Below are 16,714 nucleotides of genomic sequence, written 5' to 3' on the forward strand. Positions count from 1 at the left end.
CACGATGCACAACCGTTTTTTTACGCCTGCCACTTTTGAAGGAGGAGCGCTGATGGCCTACTGGCTGATGAAGTCCGAACCGGACGATGTGAGTTTCGATGACGTGCTGGCATCGCCGAAGCAAACCACATCGTGGTACGGGGTGCGCAACTACCAGGCGCGTAATTTCATCCGCGACCAGATGAAGGTGGGCGACGGCGTGCTGTTCTACCATTCCAGCTGCGCCGTGCCGGGCGTGGCGGGCGTCGCCGAGATCACCAGCGCGCCGTATCCGGACGAATCGCAGTTCGATCCCAAGTCCCCTTACTACGATCCGAAAGCCACGCGCGAGAATCCGCGCTGGACCGGCATCGACGTCAAGGCGGTAAAGCAGGGCCGCTTCGTCGAGCTGAAGGAGCTGCGCACCCATCCCGAACTGGAGAATATGCGCCTGCTCGCGAAAGGCAGCCGCCTGTCGGTGATGCCCGTGGAAGCGGACGAGTGGCGCTTCATCCTCAAGCTGATCGGCAAATAGATGGACGTTGGCCTTATCCTGATCCTGCTGGCGATGGGCGCCGGCGGCGGCTTTGCGGCGGGGCTGCTGGGCATCGGAGGCGGCATGGTGCTGGTGCCCTTCATTACGATGATCTTCACATCTCACGGCTTCCCGCCGGAGCACATTGTGCACATGGCGATTGCCACTTCGCTGGCGACCATCCTGTTCACCTCCATTTCATCGGTGCGCGCGCATCACAAGCATGGCGCCGTGAACTGGCGCATCGTGGCAATGCTGGCGCCGGGGATCGTTGTCGGCGCCTGGGTGGGGCCCTGGATTGCGAAGCAGATGAACACGACCGTGCTGTCGGTTTTCTTCGGTGTTTTCGTGGCGGCGTCGGCGACGCAGATGCTGATCGGGAAAAAGCCCGCGGGCTCGCGCGAACTGCCCGGCACGGCCGGCATGTTTGCAGCCGGCGGCGTGATCGGCGTGATCGCGGGGCTGGTGGGCGCGGGCGGCGGCTTCCTGTCCGTGCCCTTTATGACCTGGTGTAATGTGCGCATCCATAATGCGGTGGCCACCAGCGCGGCGCTGGGTTTCCCCATTGCGCTGGCGGGCACGCTGTCGAACATCTGGTTCGGCATGGGCACGCCGGGGCTGCCGGAATATTCGCTGGGCTTTATCTACCTGCCCGCGCTGGCGGGGATTGCGGCAGCGAGCGTGGTGATGGCGCCGGTAGGCGCGCGCGCTGCGCACCGCATGCCGGTGGACCGGCTGCGGCGCGTGTTTGCGGTGGTGCTGTACTGCCTTGCAGCGTATATGCTGTGGAAGGCCTTTAACTGAGCACGGGCGCGGCGCCGTACACCTTGCGGCGGTAGGCCCATACCAGCATGATGATGGCGCCGATGATCATCGGCAGCGACAGTACCTGCCCGGAAGTGATGGGCAGGCCTGCGACCTGGATTTCCCAGTCGGGCGTGCGGAAGTATTCGGTGAAGAAGCGCGCGCAGCCATACAGCAGCGTGTACATGGCGCCCACGGCGAGCTGCGGCCGCTCCTTGCGCGCGAACATCCACAGGATGGCGAACACCAGCAGCCCGTCCACCAGCATCTGGTACAGCGGTGAAGGATGGCGCAGGCCTTCAAGGAAGACTGCGCCTGCGCCGATAGGGTAGCGCGTATCCGGCCACGCCATCGCCCACGGCAGCGAAGCATCCGCCACGCGGCCCGGCAGTTCGGCGTTGATGAAATTGCCGAGGCGTCCGCAGGCATAACCGAGCGGCACCATCGGCGCGATGAAGTCGTACACGTCCAGCAGGTTGCGGCCCGCCTTGCGCGACCAGAACCACATCGCAATCAGCACGCCGATAAAGCCGCCGTGGAAGGACATGCCGCCGTGCCAGACCATGAAGATTTCCAGCGGGTTGGCGGCGAAGTAGGGCAGGCGGTAGAACAGCACTTCGCCCAGGCGGCCGCCGAGCACCACGCCCAGCATGCCGTAAAAGAGCATGTCGTCCAGGTCCTGGTTCTTCCAGCCCACCTTTGCGATATGCGGCTGCTTGATGCGCACGCGGCCCAGCGCGATGAACAGGGCAAAGGCCAGCACATACATCAGGCCATACCAATGGATTGCTACGGGACCGATTTGAAACGCCACCGGATCGGGCATCGGGTGAATCAGCATTCAGAGTCTCTTTCTCATCAAGTCGAGGAAGCCGCGCAGGACCGGCGAGGCATTGTCGCGCCGCCAGGCCAGCCCCGTCTCGACCAGGGGCGTGGACTGCGCGAGCGGGCGGTATTCTACTCCCGGGCGGCGTAAATTCGAGACCGATTGTGGCACAAGTGCGATGCCCATGCCAGCCGACACCAGGCTCACGATGGTCTGCATCTGAATGGCTTCCTGGCCGATGATGGGCGTGATGCCCGCGGCGCGGAACACCGACAGCACCGCGTCATACAGGCCGGGCGAAATCGAACGCGGGAAGATAATCAGGGGCAGGGCGGGCAGCGAACGCAGGCTGGCCATGTGCTGGCCCTGCAGCTCTGGCAGGTTGGCGGGCGAAGCGAGGATCAGCGGCTCGTTCAGCACCGGCATGTAATCCAGTTCGGCCTTGGCCTTTTCCGGCAGCGGAGGAATCAGCAGGCCGGCGTCGATGCGGCCGTGGAGCAGCTCTTCCAGCTGCAGGTCCGAGGTGGCTTCCTGCAGCGTGATCTGCACCTGCGGATAGGCGGCGCGGTAGGCGCGCAGGGAAGGCGGCAGCACGCTGTAATCCGCCGAGGACACGAAGGCGAGCGACAGGCGGCCGGAGGCGCCGGTGGCTGCGCGCTGTACCAGGCCGCCCAGGTCCTGGGCCTGTGCCAGCAGGCGGCGTGCTTCGGGCAGCAGGGCTTCGCCGGCCGGGGTCAGGGCCACGCCGCGCCGGTTACGGTCGAACAGGGACGCGCCCAGCAGGTCCTCCAGCGCCAGGATGGTCTGGGACAGGGGCGGCTGGGTCATATGCAGGCGCTTCGCGGCGCGGCCGAAATGCAGCTCTTCGGCCACGGTCACGAAATAGCGGAGCTGTCGGAGCTCGATGTTGGCGCTCATGGTCTGTGATAGTTTTTACGACTCACTGCCTATTAAATCATATATTTGACATATTCTGCGCGGAAAGGCACTCTGACATTCTTATCTGAAGGAGACTGTCATGCCCGTTTATCGCTCAAGAACCACCACCCAAGGCCGCAATATGGCAGGCGCCCGTGCCCTGTGGCGCGCGACAGGCATGAAAGACGGCGACTTTGAGAAACCGATCATCGCCGTGGTCAATTCCTTTACCCAGTTTGTACCGGGCCACGTCCATCTCAAGGACCTGGGCCAACTGGTGGCGCGTGAAATCGAAGCCCACGGCGGAGTGGCCAAGGAATTCAATACCATCGCGGTCGATGACGGCATCGCCATGGGCCATGGCGGCATGCTGTATTCGCTGCCTTCACGCGACCTGATTGCGGATTCGGTCGAATACATGGTCAATGCGCACTGTGCGGACGCCATGGTCTGCATTTCCAACTGCGACAAGATCACGCCGGGGATGCTGATGGCGGCCATGCGCCTGAACATTCCGGCGGTCTTCGTATCCGGCGGCCCGATGGAAGCGGGCAAAGTGCTCAAGGTGGTGGAGGGCGGCGGCCAGAAAGTCATCAAGCTGGACCTGATCGATGCCATGATCAAGGCGGGCGACAAGACCGTTTCAGATGCGGATGTGGCGGAAGTGGAGCGCTCGGCCTGTCCTACCTGTGGTTCCTGTTCCGGCATGTTCACGGCGAATTCCATGAACTGCCTGACCGAAGCGCTGGGCCTTTCGCTGCCCGGCAACGGCACCATCGTCGCCACGCACGCGGACCGCAAGGAACTGTTCCTGAAAGCCGGCCGCCTGATCGTGGACCTGGCCAAGCGCTATTACGAACAGGATGATGCATCGGTCCTGCCGCGCAGCATCGCCAGCTTTGCCGCGTTCGAGAACGCGATGGCACTGGACGTATCGATGGGCGGCTCCACCAACACCGTGCTGCACCTGCTGGCGGCGGCGCACGAAGCGGGCGTGCCGTTCACGATGAAAGACATCGACCGCATCTCGCGCAAGGTGCCCTGCCTGTGCAAGGTGGCGCCGATGACGGACAAGTTCCACATCGAAGACGTGCACCGTGCGGGCGGCATCATTTCCATCCTGGGCGAACTGGCGCGTGCCGGCCTGCTCGACACCTCGCTGCCGACCATCCACAGCAAGACCCTGGGCGAAGCGATCGAGAAGTACGACATCAAGCGCAGCGACGACCCGGCCGTGCACCAGCTGTTCCGCGCGGCGCCGGGCGGGGTGCCGACGCAGGTGGCGTTCTCGCAATCCGAGCGCTATGAAGCCAACGATATCGACCGCACGGCGGGCTGCATCCGCGACTTCGCGCACGCCTATTCGAAGGACGGCGGGCTCGCGGTCCTGTACGGCAACCTGGCGGAAAAAGGCTGCATCGTGAAGACGGCCGGCGTGGACGAAAGTATCCTCAAATTCAGCGGCAAGGCGCGCGTGTTCGAAAGCCAGGACGCGGCGGTGGAAGGCATCCTCGGCGACACGGTGCAGGCGGGCGACGTGGTGATCATCCGCTACGAAGGCCCGAAAGGCGGGCCGGGCATGCAGGAGATGCTGTACCCGACCTCCTACATCAAATCCAAAGGCCTGGGCAAAGCCTGCGCGCTGCTGACGGACGGCCGCTTCTCGGGTGGCTCATCGGGCCTGGTCATTGGCCACGCCTCGCCGGAAGCGGCGGAAGGCGGCGCCATCGGCCTGGTGGAAGAAGGCGACATGATCGACATCGACATCCCGGCGCGCACCATCAGCCTGCGGATCAGCGATGCCGAACTGGCAAGCCGCCGCGCGGCGATGGAAGCGAAGGGTGCGGACGCATGGCAACCGGTCAACCGCGAGCGCTACGTCTCGCAAGCGCTGCAAGCCTACGCCGCCCTGACCACATCCGCCGATCGCGGCGCCGTCCGCGACCTCACCCAGCTGAAACGCTAACAGCCGAGACCGCGACACCTTGGGGCCAGGCCCCTCGTGTCGCTGACTCAACAGCAACCAGCGGCTGAGACCGCGACAGCAGGGGCCTGGCCCCATGGTGTCGCGGTCTCGGCTGTAGTTATTTGCGCTTGGGGTCGTTGAACGTTTTGGCGACGCGGGACTGGCGGCGTTTTTCGTCTTCGTTGTGGGCTTTGCGCTTGTCGAGGCCAAGCATGGGCTCGATGAATTCGAACCAGGCGAAGGCGGCTACCATCAGCCCCACGATCCACCACCACGACAGGTCAGCAAATTTCCACACTTCGAAATAACGCAGCGCGCATAGTGCTGCAATGATGATAATGATGGGCATGGGAAACTCCTGTTGATCGCCCATCTTACAAAACATTACGATTTCGGGCGAGCTTTAACGCGTCCTCCGGTCAACGCCGCAACATCAACCTGCGTTGAGGAAACGCGGTAGAATGGTTTGGGTTTTACTTTGGAGAAAATAATGAAACGTTCCCTGATGGTTGGTGTGGTGCTGGCTTCTGCTTTTGCTTCGCAGGCGGCGATGGCGAATGCCGATCTCGCGAAGGCGAAAAACTGCATGGCTTGCCACGCGGTTGCTAACAAGGTCGTTGGTCCAGCTTTTAAAGATGTTGCGGCGAAGTATGCCGGCCAGAAGGATGCTGAAGCGAAACTGTCGCAGAAGATCATCAAGGGCGGCTCCGGCGTCTGGGGCGCGATGCCGATGCCGGCCAATCCGCAGGTCAGCGAAGCTGAAGCGAAGACCCTGGTCAAATGGATTCTCGCGCAGAAATAATTGCAAAATAATTGGGGACAGACCCGGATTAAAATAATCCGGGTCTGTCCCCAATTTTAAGGAAAGGGGCCTGCGCGGCCCCTTTTGTTATTTCACTACTTCGAGCAGCGTTTTCTTGCCGCCTTTGTAGGTGAACAGCGTCAGCGCGCCGTCCTGGATGTCGCCATATTTGTCGAAGGCGATCAGGCCGGTGATGCCCTTGTACTTCACCTTGGCCAGGTAGGGCAGGTATTTCCCAGGATCGGCCGACTTGGCATCCGCCATCGCGGTGGCCATTGCCATCACGGCATCGTAGTAGTACGGCGCGTAGATCTGCACGTCGACGCCGAAACGCTTCTTGAAGCGCACCGCGAAGTCGTCCATATTCTTCTTCTGTTCCGGCAGCACGCCGCCCGCTTCCGCGCAGGTGACGATGTCGTCCGCATTGCCCGCCAGCTTGGGCAGCGCTTCCGTGCAGATGCCGTCCCCGCCCATGAATTTGGCCTTGATGCCCAGCGCTTTCATCTGGCGCAGCAGCGGGCCGCCCACCGAATCCATGCCGCCGAAGAAGATCAGGTCCGGGTTCTTGGACTTGATCGACGTGAGGATGGCGTTGAAATCGGTCGCCTTGTCGTTCGTGAACTGCTTGTCGATGATGGCCACGCCCGGGCCTTTCGCCGCCTTGGCGAATTCCGTTGCCACGCCCTGGCCGTAGGCCGTGCGGTCATCGATCACGGCAATGCGCTTGGCGCCAAGTTTCTGCACCGCGTACTTGCCGAGGCTGCCGCCCAGCTTGCTGTCATTCGCCACCACGCGGAAGGCGGTGTTGAAGCCCTGGCGCGTGTAGACCGGGTTGGTGGCGGCGCCGGAAATCTGCGGGATGCCCGCGTCGTAATAGATCTTCGACGCCGGAATGGTGGTGCCCGAACTCTGGTGGCCGACCACGCCGTTCACCTTGGCATCCACCAGCTTCTGCGCGGCGGCCGTGCCCTGTTTCGGGTCGGAAGCATCATCTTCCGGCATCAGCACCCATTTCACCGCTTTGCCGTTGATCTTGAAGCCTTTGGCATTCAGGTCTTCGATCGCCAGGCGGGCGCCGTTTTCGTCGTCCTTGCCGAGGTGGGCCGATGGGCCGGAGATCGCGGCCACGTGGCCGATCTTCACCACTTCCTGCGCACCGGCGCTGCCTGCGAAGGCCAGGGCAAGGGCGAGAGGGATGAGCTTGCTTTGCATGGTTTTCTCCAAAATAAAAAGGCCGTCCCGCAATCTGGACGGCCTGAACTGCTGTGTCCTTCCGGTGAAGCTTACTTCACCACTTCCATCTTCGTCTTCTTGCCACCGGTATAGGTGTACAGGGTCAGCGCGCCGTCCTTGATGTCGCCATACTGGTCGAAGGTGATCAGGCCGGTCACGCCCTGGTGCTTCACCTTGGCCAGGAATGGCAGGTATTTGGCAGGCTCGGCCGACTTGGCATCCGCCATCGCGGTGGCCATGGTCATCACGGCGTCGTACACATACGGCGCATACAGCTGCACGTCGCCGTTGTACTTCTTCTTGTAGCGCGCCACGAAGTCGTCCATGTTCTTCTGCAGTTCCGGCGTTACGCCGCCCGCTTCCGCGCAGGTGACGTTTTCGTCGGCCGCGCCGGACAGTTTCGGCAGGGATTCGGTGCAGACGCCGTCGCCGCCCATGTACTTGGCCTTGATGCCCAGCGCGCGCATCTGGCGCAGCAGCGGGCCGCCCACGGAGTCCATGCCGCCGAAGAACACGAGGTCAGGATTCTTGGCCTTGATGGAGGTCAGGATGGCGTTGAAGTCGGTGGCCTTGTCGTTGGTGAACTGCTTGTCCACGATCGATACGCCCGGGCCCTTGGCGCCCTTGGAGAACTCGCCGGCCACGCCCTGGCCGTAAGCGGTGCGGTCGTCGATCACGGCGATGCGCTTGACCTTCAGCTTCTCCACGGCGTATTTGCCCAGCGTGCCGCCCAGCTTGTTGTCATTGGCGACCACGCGGAAGGTGGTGTTGAATTTCTGCTTGGTGTAGACCGGGTTGGTGGCCGATGGGGAAATCTGCGGAATGCCGGCGTCGTAGTAGATTTTCGATGCGGGGACGGTGGTGCCCGAATTCAGGTGGCCGATCACGCCGTTCACTTTGGCGTCCACCAGCTTCTGCGCCACGGTGGTGCCCTGTTTCGGGTCGCCGCCATCATCTTCCAGCACCAGCACGAACTTCACCGGTTTGCCGTTGATCTTGAAGCCTTTGGCGTTCAGCTCTTCGATCGCCATTTTGGCGCCGTTTTCATTGTCTTTGCCGAGGTGTGCCGAAGGGCCGGAAACAGGAGCCACGTGGCCAATCTTGATGATTTCCTGTGCGCCAGCGCTGCCTGCGAACGCGAGGGCAATCGCTACCGGAATGAACTTCGTCTTAAACAGCATAGATTTTCTCCATTGGATGTGAAACGGCGACGCCTCATGAGCGCCGGCTCTGATTGTACAGAGGCAGAAGGTACATCAAAATGTTCAATTGGAAAAGCATGAATTGCCGCTTTTTTCAACAACGCACCGGCCGGGGGCGTGGTGCACCGCAAGCGGCCGCCGGATTCACTTTTTTTGTGCCTTGAGGTGGGTGATTTCCTGTTGCACGGCGCGGCTGACGATCTGGCCAAGGGTGTCGTGCAGGCCGTCACGCAGCTGGCCGGTTAGCTCGTGCAGGGATGCGTCCAGGACGCCGGCGATGCTGTCGCGGATACGCTGTTCCAGCACGAAGTCCACGCGGGCCTGCAGCTGCTGCAGGATGCGCTCGGAGATCTCGCGTTCGAATTGCTGCCAGTCGGTGCCCAGGATACCGGCCGGCATCGCGGTTTCGGCCGCTGCCGGTGCGGCGGGAGCCGAGGCGGGGGCCGGAGTTGCCGCCGGCTCGTCGCGCACGACTTCGGTCAGGACGGGAATGCCGGCGTCGAAAGCCTTGCTCATGACTTGCCTACGTTCAGGTGGGTTGGCTGGAATTCCTGGCGCTTGTAAGCGACGAAGCGCTGGCGCCCGGCAGCGGTATCTGCTTCGTCCAGCGAGATGACTTCGATCAGGCGCGGGAAGTTCTCGAACTGCGCTGGCGCGCGGCGCGAGAGGTTCACCAGCACGTCGGCCTGGGGCAGCTCCACGGCATCGGTATCGGTCAGCACGATGGCGCTGTCCGGCGCCAGCGGATCGTTGACGTGGGCGTGCGGCAGGAAGTCAGTGGCCGAAAAGGTCCATAAGGCCTGGTCAAGTTCCGCCAGCTGCGCGGCATCCTCCGTCATCACGACGATGCGGTTACGCGCGCCGTAGGCCTTGCGCAGCAGGCGGCAGGCATAGGCGACTTTGTCAGGGACGTTGCTGTGGAAGTCGATGCGGGTCATGGACGCTATTCTAGAACTGAAAGTCGGGTGGTGCGTTAACGGGCGGCTTGCGCTGGCTGCGTGCGGCTTCTTCCGCGGCGGCGCGGGCGAGGGCCTGTTCGTCCGCCGCAGGTTTTGCAGGCGGCGCGGCAGGCGAGGGCGCAGGCCACTGGTAGCCGGCCGGCAGGATGCGTGTAAGCGGATAGCCTGCGTCGGTGAGCATCGTATCCCATGCCACCTGTTCGAAGCCCACGGTCTTGCTGCGGCCGACCAGCAGCAGCGGCAGTTGGCCGTTGCTGCCCGCACGCTTCAGCGCCGCATGGTCGTCATTGCTGTTGACGGTCTTTTCCGCGAAGGGAATGCCGCGTGCGCGCAGCATGGCGCGAGCTTCATCGCAGGCGGCGCAGGCGGCCGTGGTATACAGCGTTACCGGCCGCGCCTTCGCTGGTTCGGCCAGCTCGTAAGGCAGGGATGGCAACGGTGCGCCATAGCTTTTCATCGCCGCGGCGGTGGCGCCGCTGGGCGGCGGCGTATCCGTGTAGTGCGTAACGCCTTTGGCGTCCTTCCACTTGTACATCTGCGCCTGCGCCGCACCGGCGGCGCATAGCAGCAGAAGGACAAGTTTCAGCTTCATGGCAATCAGGCCGCCATGCCGCTGTGGCGCAGCAGCGCGTCGATGCTTGGCTCGCGGCCGCGGAAGGCCGTGAACGATTCAAGCGCCGGGCGCGAACCGCCCACTGACAGGATCTCGTCGAGGAAGCGCTTGCCGGTTTCGGTGGACAGCCTGCCGTTGTCCAGCGCCGCCGCTTCTTCGAAGGCTGCGTAGGCATCGGCAGACAGCACCTCGGCCCACTTGTAGCTGTAGTAGCCCGCTGCATAGCCGCCGGCGAAGATATGGCCGAAGGAGTTCTGGAAGCGGTTGAAGGAAGGCGGGATCACCACCGCGAACTTGCGGCGCACCTCGTCGATCACGTCCTGCACCGACTTGCCGCTTTCCGGCGTGTAGTCATAGTGCAGGTGCATGTCCAGCAGCGAGAACTCGACCTGGCGCAGCGTCTGCATGCCGGACTGGAAGTTCTTCGCGGCCAGCATCTTGTCGTACAGTTCGCGCGGCAGCGGCTTGCCGGTTTTGACGTGGGCCGTCATGTGGCTCAGCACATCCCACTCCCAGCAGAAGTTCTCCATGAACTGGGACGGCAGCTCCACCGCGTCCCACTCCACGCCGGCGATGCCGGATACGCCCAGTTCTTCCACCAGCGTGAGCATGTGGTGCAGGCCGTGGCCGAACTCGTGGAACAGCGTAATCACTTCATCGTGCGTGAACAGCGACGGCTGCGGCTTGCCGTCCACAATGGCAGGCTCGGTGAAATTGCAGGTGAGGTAGGCCACCGGCGTTTGCAGCTTGCCGCCTTCCACGCGGCGGCTGCGCGCATCGTCCATCCACGCGCCGCCGTTCTTGCCGGAGCGCGCGTACAGGTCCAGGTAGAACTGGCCAATCAGCTTGCCGTCACGTTCGATGCGGTAGAAGCGCACGTCCTTGTGCCATACCGGCGCCGTGTCGGGAACGATATTCACTGCGAACAGCGTCTGTACCACGCGGAACAGGCCGTCGATCACTTTCGGCTCAGGGAAGTACTGCTTCACTTCCTGTGCGGAGAAGGCGTAGCGGCGTTCCTGCAGTTTTTCGGAAGCGTATGGCAGGTCCCATGCTTCCAGCTGGTCCAGGCCCAGCTCTTCCTTCGCAAACTGGCGCAGTTCCGCCACGTCCTTTTCCGCAAAGGGGCGGGCGCGTTTCGCCAGGTCTTCCAGGAAGCTGATCACATGATCGGGGCTCTGCGCCATTTTCGGCACCAGCGATACCTCAGCGAAGTTCTTGTAGCCCAGCAGCTGCGCTTCTTCGGCGCGCAGCTTCAGCAGCGTGACGATATTGCCGCTGTTGTCCCACTTTTCACGCTCGCTGAATACCTCGCCCAGTTCCGAGGCCTTGGTGGCGTTGGCGCGGTAGACCTTTTCGCGCAGCGCGCGGTTGTCGGCGAACTGCAGGATCGGGTAGTAGGAAGGGAAGTGCAGCGTGAACATGTAGCCGGACTTGCCTTCCTTTTCCGCCAGCGCTTTCGCGGCGGCCTTCACATCGTCCGGCAGGCCGGTGAGTTCGGCCTCGTTCTCAACGGTCAGCTTCCAGTCATTGGTGGCGTCCAGCACGTTCTCGGAGAAGCGCGTGGAAACGGCCGCATGCTCTTCCTGGATGGCGGCGAAGCGTTCCTTCTTATCCGCCGGCAGCTCGGCGCCGCCCATGCGGAAGTCGCGGATGGCGTTGTCAATGATGCGCTTGCGGGCGGGCGGCAGCGTGTCGAATTCCGCGCCAGCGCGCAGCGCCTTGTACTTGGCGAACAGCGCTTCGTTCTGGGCCAGCTCGGTCCAGAACTCGGTCACTTTCGGCAGGTTCTCGTTGTAGACGGCGCGCAGTTCCGGCGTATCGACCACATTGTTCAGATGGCTGACAATGCCCCAGGCGCGGCCCAGCATCTCGGTGGAGTTTTCCAGCGGCGTCACGAAGTTGGCCCAGGTGACGGTATCCAGCGGTGCTTCCAGCTGGCTGACCACGTCGCGGCTCTTGCCGAGCAGTTCGTCGATGGCGGGCGTTACGTGCTCCGGCTTGATCGCGTCGAAGCGCGGCAGGCCGCTAAAGTCCAGCAGGGGGTTGTTCAGCTCAGTCATAGTTCTTCCAATGTTTGCTCGATCCGGCGAAAGCTACGCCTTTCGCTCAGACGCGCTCCGCCGACTCGATGGTGTTCATCAACAGCATCGTGATCGTCATCGGGCCCACACCGCCCGGTACCGGGGTAATGTGCGAGGCCACTTCCTTGATGCCTGCAAAGTCCACGTCGCCACACAGTTTTCCATTATCGTCGCGGTTCATGCCGACATCGATCACGATTGCACCCGGCTTTACCATATCCGCAGTCAGCGTATTGCGGCGTCCGACTGCGGCCACCACTACGTCCGCCTGGCGGGTGTAGAGGCCCAGGTCCGGGGTTGCGCTATGGCAGATGGTGACGGTGGCGTTGGCTTGCAAGAGCAGCAGGGCCATCGGCTTGCCCACGGTGTTGCTGCGGCCGATCACCACGGCATGCTTGCCGCGCAGGTCGAAACCGGTGGATTCGATCAGCTTCATGCAGCCATATGGCGTGCAGGGACGGAAGCCTTCCAGGCCCGTCATCAGTTCGCCGGCCGACAGCACGGAGTAGCCGTCCACGTCCTTGGAGGTGGAGATGGCTTCGATCACCTTGTGCGGGTTGATGTGCTTGGGCAGCGGCATCTGCACCAGGATGCCGTGGATGGCCGGATCATTGTTCAGCGCCTCGATGCGGGCCAGCAGCGCTTCTTCGGTGAGGTCGGCCTCGTATTTCTCGAACACGGAGTTAATGCCCACATCGCCGCAAGCCTTGATCTTGTTGCGCACGTAGACCTGGCTGGCCGGGTCTTCGCCTACCAGGATCACGGCCAGACCGGGCTGTTTGCCCTTGGCGGTCAATGCGGCAGCGCGGGAGGAGATTTCGGCGCGCAGTTTTTGGGAGAGGGCGATTCCGTCGATCAATTGTGCAGGCATGGCAATCAGATGGTGGGATGGGAAAAGACGACATTATAAAGGGAGGCGGCCGGTTTTCTTATTGCGGTAACTTCCAGTAACGCTATGATAGGGCCATGCGATTCCAACACCATAAGACGGGGACAATCGCCCGCCTGGCAATGCTGCTCATGGCCTTGCTCGCATTTGACGCCCGGGCCATCGACAAGGTGATCTTCGACCGGCCGGCTTCCACGGCCGACCACCGGCGCGAGTATGCGAATGCGCTGCTGCGCCAGGTGATGGAGCGCACAGTGCCCGGGTTCGGTCCCTATACCATCGCCTATGCCGACACCCATATGGAGCGCCCACGCCTGTTCGAGGCGCTGAAAGAAGGGCGTCTGGTCAACGTTACGGCCTATCCAGCCGATGCCAGGTGGCTGAAAGAGCTGCGGGCGGTGCCGGTGCCTGTCGATATGGGCCTGCAGAGCTGGCGCATCGCGCTGATCGACAAACGGCAGCAGGAGCGCATGCGCAGGCTGCGCCTGCCCGGCGAGCTGAAACAACTGAGAGCCGGCGTCGGCATCGCCTGGGTGACAGCAGCTTCGCTGCGCGACAATGGCTTTGCCGTGGTGACAGGCGGCAGCTACGACGGACTGTTCGAGATGCTGATGGCGGGCCGCTTCGACTACATGCCGCGCGGTATCAACGAAATCTTCCAGGAATACGAGGAACGCAAGCCGGCCGCGCCGCAACTGGCGGTGGAAGACAGCATCCTGCTGCACGACCAGATTCCTTCGCTGTTCTTCGTCTCGCCCCAGGAGGCGCGGCTGCAGCGCCGCATCGCGGCGGGCATGGAGTCGCTGTTGCGGGACGGTACGCTGGAGCGCATGGTGCTGCAGCATCATCGCGGCTCGCTGCAGCGCGCCCGCATCTGCAAGCGGCGGCGCATCGATCTGCCCGGCAAGGACATGCCCGCTGCCATGCTCGCCCGCAGGGAACTGTGGCTGGACCCCTTTGCCCCGCGCCACGGCATTTGCCCCGCTGAAACCCGCGCCAGATAAGGCGCAGCCGCTTCAAACTATCCCGTTTTGACCGGTTCGCCGGCCGCCATATTGCGGGCAATTTCATATTGTGGAACGTTTTTCCGTAATTTGAAAAACGGAGAATTCGCTGTTAGAATCTTCACACTTAGCCAAAGTCTTAGTAAATAATCACCGATCACCGCCAAACAATAGGAGACTCGATACATGTCAGCTCAACCAGACCAGGTCACGGCCCTCACTGCCAATGATCCTGACACCCAGGAAACGAAGGAGTGGCTTGAGGCCCTTGAGGCGGTGCTCGAAAACGAAGGTCCTGAACGCGCCCACTACCTGATGGAGCGCCTGACCGACCTGGCCCGCCGCCGCGGCGCGCAGATCCCGTTCTCGGCCAATACCGCCTACGTCAACACCATTCCAGCCCACCTGGAAGCGCACTGCCCGGGTAACCTGGAATATGAAGAGCGCCTGCGCTCCTGGATGCGCTGGAACGCGATGGCGATGGTGGTGAAAGCCAACCGCGCCGACGGCGACCTGGGCGGCCACCTGTCCTCGTTCGCCTCGCTGGCGAACATGCTGGGCATCGGCTTCAACCACTTCTGGCGCGCGCCAAGCGAAAACCATGGCGGCGACCTGTTGTACATCCAGGGCCACTCCTCGCCAGGTATTTACGCGCGCGCCTTCCTGGAAGGCCGCCTGAGCGAAGAACAGCTGACCAACTTCCGCCGCGAAGTGGAAGGCAAGGGCCTGTCCTCGTATCCGCACCCGAAACTGATGCCGGACTTCTGGCAGTTCCCGACCGTGTCCATGGGCCTCGGCCCGCTGATGGCAATCTACCAGGCGCGCTTCCTGAAGTACCTGCACGCACGCTCCATCGCCGACACCACCGGCCGCAAGGTCTGGGCCTTCTGCGGCGATGGCGAGATGGACGAACCGGAATCGCTGGGCGCCATCGGCATGGCCTCGCGCGAGAAGCTGGACAACCTGGTCATCGTGGTGAACTGCAACCTGCAGCGTCTGGACGGCCCGGTGCGCGGCAACGGCAAGATCATCCAGGAACTGGAAGGCGAATTCCGCGGCGCTGGCTGGAACGTCATCAAGGTCATCTGGGGCCCGGGCTGGGACGCCCTGCTGGCCAAGGACACCGACGGCATCCTGCAGCGTGTGATGATGGAAACGCTGGACGGCGAATACCAGAACTACAAGGCGAAAGACGGCGCCTACGTGCGCGCCAATTTCTTCGGCAAGCATCCGAAGCTGCTGGAAATGGTCGCCAATATGAGCGACGACGACATCTGGCGCCTGACCCGCGGCGGCCACGATCCGCACAAGATCTACGCCGCCTTCAAGATGGCGAATGAATCCGTTGGCAAGCCAACCGTCATCCTGGCGAAGACCATCAAGGGCTTCGGCATGGGCAAGCACGGCGAAGCGCGCAACACCGCGCACAACACCAAGAAGCTGACCGACGAAGCGGTGCGCGAACTGCGCGACCGCTACGCGATTCCTATCCCCGACGACAAGCTGGCCGATATCCCGTTCTTCAAGCCTGCCGACGACGCGCCTGAAATCAAGTACCTGCACGAGCGCCGTGCAGCGCTGGGCGGCTACCTGCCGCAGCGCCGCCAGAAGGCCGACGAAAAGCTGGTGGTGCCGCCACTGTCCACCTTCCAGAACGTGCTGGAGCCGACCGCTGAAGGCCGCGAGATTTCGAGCACCCAGTCCTATGTGCGTATCCTGACCACGCTGCTGAAAGACCCGAGCATCGGCCCGCGCATCGTGCCGATCCTGGTCGATGAGTCGCGTACCTTCGGTATGGAAGGCCTGTTCCGCCAGGTCGGCATCTTCAACCAGCAAGGCCAGTTGTACGAGCCGGTGGATAAAGACCAGGTGATGTACTACCGCGAAGACAAGGCCGGCCAGATCCTGCAGGAAGGCATCAATGAAGCGGGCGGCATGAGCTCGTGGATCGCTGCGGCGACCTCGTACTCGACCAATAACCGCGTGATGATTCCGTTCTTCACCTACTACTCGATGTTCGGCATGCAGCGTATCGGCGACCTGGTCTGGGCCGCTGCCGACATGCGCGCACGCGGCTTCCTGATCGGCGGCACCGCCGGCCGCACCACGCTGAACGGCGAAGGCCTGCAGCACGAAGACGGCCATAGCCACCTGTTCGCCGCCGCCGTGCCGAACTGCATGCCTTACGACCCGACCTTCGGCCACGAACTGGCCGTGATCATCCAGGACGGCCTGCGCCGCATGGTCGATGAGCAGGAGGACGTGTTCTACTACATCACCACGATGAACGAGAACTATCCGCACCCAGGCATCAAGCCGGGCCAGGAAGAGGGCATCCTGAAGGGCATGTACCTGCTCCAGGAAGGCGACAAGAAGGCCAAGCAGCGCGTGCAGCTGATCGGCTCCGGCACCATCCTGCGCGAATCCATCTTCGCCGCGGAACTGCTGAAGAACGACTGGAATATCGCCGCCGACGTGTGGTCCGCTCCTTCGCTGACCCTGGTGGCGCGCGACGGTATCGACTGCGAACGCTGGAACATGGTCAACCCGACCAAGACCCAGCGCGTGCCTTATGTGACCGGCCTGCTGAAAGACACCAGCGGCCCGATCGTGGCCACCACCGACTACATGCGCGCATTCGCCGAGCAGATTCGCCCATACGTTCCACAAGGCCGTACCTTCAAGGTACTGGGCACCGATGGCTTTGGCCGTTCGGACAGCCGCGCCAAGCTGCGCGAGTTCTTCGAGGTGAACCGCTACTACATCACGGTGGCCGCACTGCGCTCGCTGGCCGACGAAGGCAAGATCGAGATGTCGGTGGTCGAGAAGGCCGTGGCCAAGTACAACCTCGATCCGAACAAGCCAAATCCGGTGACCCAATAACGAGAATACGGAGCAGA

Annotated in this window: 16 protein-coding genes; 6 read left to right on the forward strand and 10 right to left on the reverse strand. The window is 62.6% G+C overall.

Going from position 1 to position 16,714, the window contains the following annotated elements; translation table 11 throughout:
• The first annotated feature begins 52 nt into the window (after positions 1-52).
• The gene (locus tag ACJRPG_RS02205; RefSeq protein ID WP_407998409.1) at positions 53-514 is read left to right on the forward strand and encodes an EVE domain-containing protein; all 462 of its coding nucleotides are present in this window, start codon (positions 53-55) and stop codon (positions 512-514) included.
• Positions 515-1,318, forward strand: a complete 804-nt coding sequence (locus ACJRPG_RS02210) for a sulfite exporter TauE/SafE family protein (protein ID WP_407998410.1) — start codon at positions 515-517, stop codon at positions 1,316-1,318.
• Here the strand turns inward: ACJRPG_RS02210 and lgt are convergent.
• Both lgt and ACJRPG_RS02220 read right to left on the reverse strand, forming a co-directional pair.
• Positions 1,311-2,159, reverse strand: coding sequence for a prolipoprotein diacylglyceryl transferase (gene lgt / locus ACJRPG_RS02215; RefSeq protein WP_407998411.1), 849 nt, complete (start codon positions 2,157-2,159; stop codon positions 1,311-1,313). The two genes, ACJRPG_RS02210 and lgt, sit on opposite strands and share 8 nt — an antisense overlap.
• Positions 2,160-3,062, reverse strand: coding sequence for a LysR family transcriptional regulator (locus ACJRPG_RS02220; RefSeq protein ID WP_407998412.1), 903 nt, complete (start codon positions 3,060-3,062; stop codon positions 2,160-2,162).
• Positions 3,063-3,162: 100 nt separating this feature from the next.
• Here ACJRPG_RS02220 and ilvD point away from each other — a divergent pair, with 100 nt between their 5' ends.
• A complete protein-coding gene (ilvD, locus tag ACJRPG_RS02225) occupies positions 3,163-5,028 on the forward strand; it encodes a dihydroxy-acid dehydratase (RefSeq protein ID WP_407998413.1) in 1,866 nt (621 codons plus the stop codon).
• Between the two features lie 118 nt (positions 5,029-5,146).
• Here ilvD and ACJRPG_RS02230 read toward each other — a convergent pair whose 3' ends face one another.
• The gene (locus ACJRPG_RS02230; RefSeq protein ID WP_407998414.1) at positions 5,147-5,377 is read right to left on the reverse strand and encodes a TIGR04438 family Trp-rich protein; all 231 of its coding nucleotides are present in this window, start codon (positions 5,375-5,377) and stop codon (positions 5,147-5,149) included.
• Between the two features lie 141 nt (positions 5,378-5,518).
• Here ACJRPG_RS02230 and ACJRPG_RS02235 point away from each other — a divergent pair, with 141 nt between their 5' ends.
• On the forward strand, positions 5,519-5,830 hold the full coding sequence (locus ACJRPG_RS02235; RefSeq protein ID WP_407998415.1) for a c-type cytochrome: 312 nt from the start codon (positions 5,519-5,521) through the stop codon (positions 5,828-5,830).
• 87 nt (positions 5,831-5,917) lie between these two features.
• Here ACJRPG_RS02235 and ACJRPG_RS02240 read toward each other — a convergent pair whose 3' ends face one another.
• From ACJRPG_RS02240 to folD, 7 genes are all read right to left on the reverse strand, one after another.
• A complete protein-coding gene (locus ACJRPG_RS02240) occupies positions 5,918-7,042 on the reverse strand; it encodes a branched-chain amino acid ABC transporter substrate-binding protein (RefSeq protein WP_407998416.1) in 1,125 nt (374 codons plus the stop codon).
• A gap of 71 nt (positions 7,043-7,113) precedes the next feature.
• Positions 7,114-8,244, reverse strand: a complete 1,131-nt coding sequence (locus tag ACJRPG_RS02245; protein ID WP_407998417.1) for a branched-chain amino acid ABC transporter substrate-binding protein — start codon at positions 8,242-8,244, stop codon at positions 7,114-7,116.
• A gap of 165 nt (positions 8,245-8,409) precedes the next feature.
• On the reverse strand, positions 8,410-8,781 hold the full coding sequence (locus ACJRPG_RS02250; RefSeq protein ID WP_407998418.1) for a DUF2486 family protein: 372 nt from the start codon (positions 8,779-8,781) through the stop codon (positions 8,410-8,412).
• Entirely contained in the window at positions 8,778-9,203 is a 426-nt protein-coding gene (locus ACJRPG_RS02255; RefSeq protein WP_407998419.1) for a DNA polymerase III subunit chi, read from the reverse strand. Before ACJRPG_RS02255 ends, ACJRPG_RS02250 begins: the two co-directional genes overlap by 4 nt.
• Before the next feature lie 10 nt (positions 9,204-9,213).
• Positions 9,214-9,816: a DUF4124 domain-containing protein gene (locus tag ACJRPG_RS02260; RefSeq protein WP_407998420.1), complete on the reverse strand. Its 603-nt coding sequence runs from the start codon at positions 9,814-9,816 to the stop codon at positions 9,214-9,216.
• Positions 9,817-9,821: 5 nt separating this feature from the next.
• On the reverse strand, positions 9,822-11,900 hold the full coding sequence (locus tag ACJRPG_RS02265; protein ID WP_407998421.1) for a M3 family metallopeptidase: 2,079 nt from the start codon (positions 11,898-11,900) through the stop codon (positions 9,822-9,824).
• Positions 11,901-11,946: 46 nt separating this feature from the next.
• On the reverse strand, positions 11,947-12,792 hold the full coding sequence (folD, locus tag ACJRPG_RS02270) for a bifunctional methylenetetrahydrofolate dehydrogenase/methenyltetrahydrofolate cyclohydrolase FolD (RefSeq protein ID WP_407998422.1): 846 nt from the start codon (positions 12,790-12,792) through the stop codon (positions 11,947-11,949).
• Positions 12,793-12,887: 95 nt separating this feature from the next.
• On the opposite strand from folD, the gene ACJRPG_RS02275 reads away from it, so the two are divergent.
• Together ACJRPG_RS02275 and aceE are read left to right on the forward strand one after the other, a co-directional pair.
• Complete coding sequence (locus ACJRPG_RS02275; protein ID WP_407998423.1) at positions 12,888-13,814, forward strand: transporter substrate-binding domain-containing protein; 927 nt, start codon at positions 12,888-12,890, stop codon at positions 13,812-13,814.
• Between the two features lie 186 nt (positions 13,815-14,000).
• Positions 14,001-16,697 (forward strand): pyruvate dehydrogenase (acetyl-transferring), homodimeric type, encoded by a 2,697-nt coding sequence (gene aceE / locus ACJRPG_RS02280; RefSeq protein WP_407998424.1) that lies wholly within the window; start codon positions 14,001-14,003, stop codon positions 16,695-16,697.
• The last annotated feature ends 17 nt before the right edge of the window (positions 16,698-16,714 follow it).

It is taken from the genome of Pseudoduganella rhizocola, assembly GCF_045984285.3.
Lineage (GTDB): Bacteria > Pseudomonadota > Gammaproteobacteria > Burkholderiales > Burkholderiaceae_D > Rugamonas.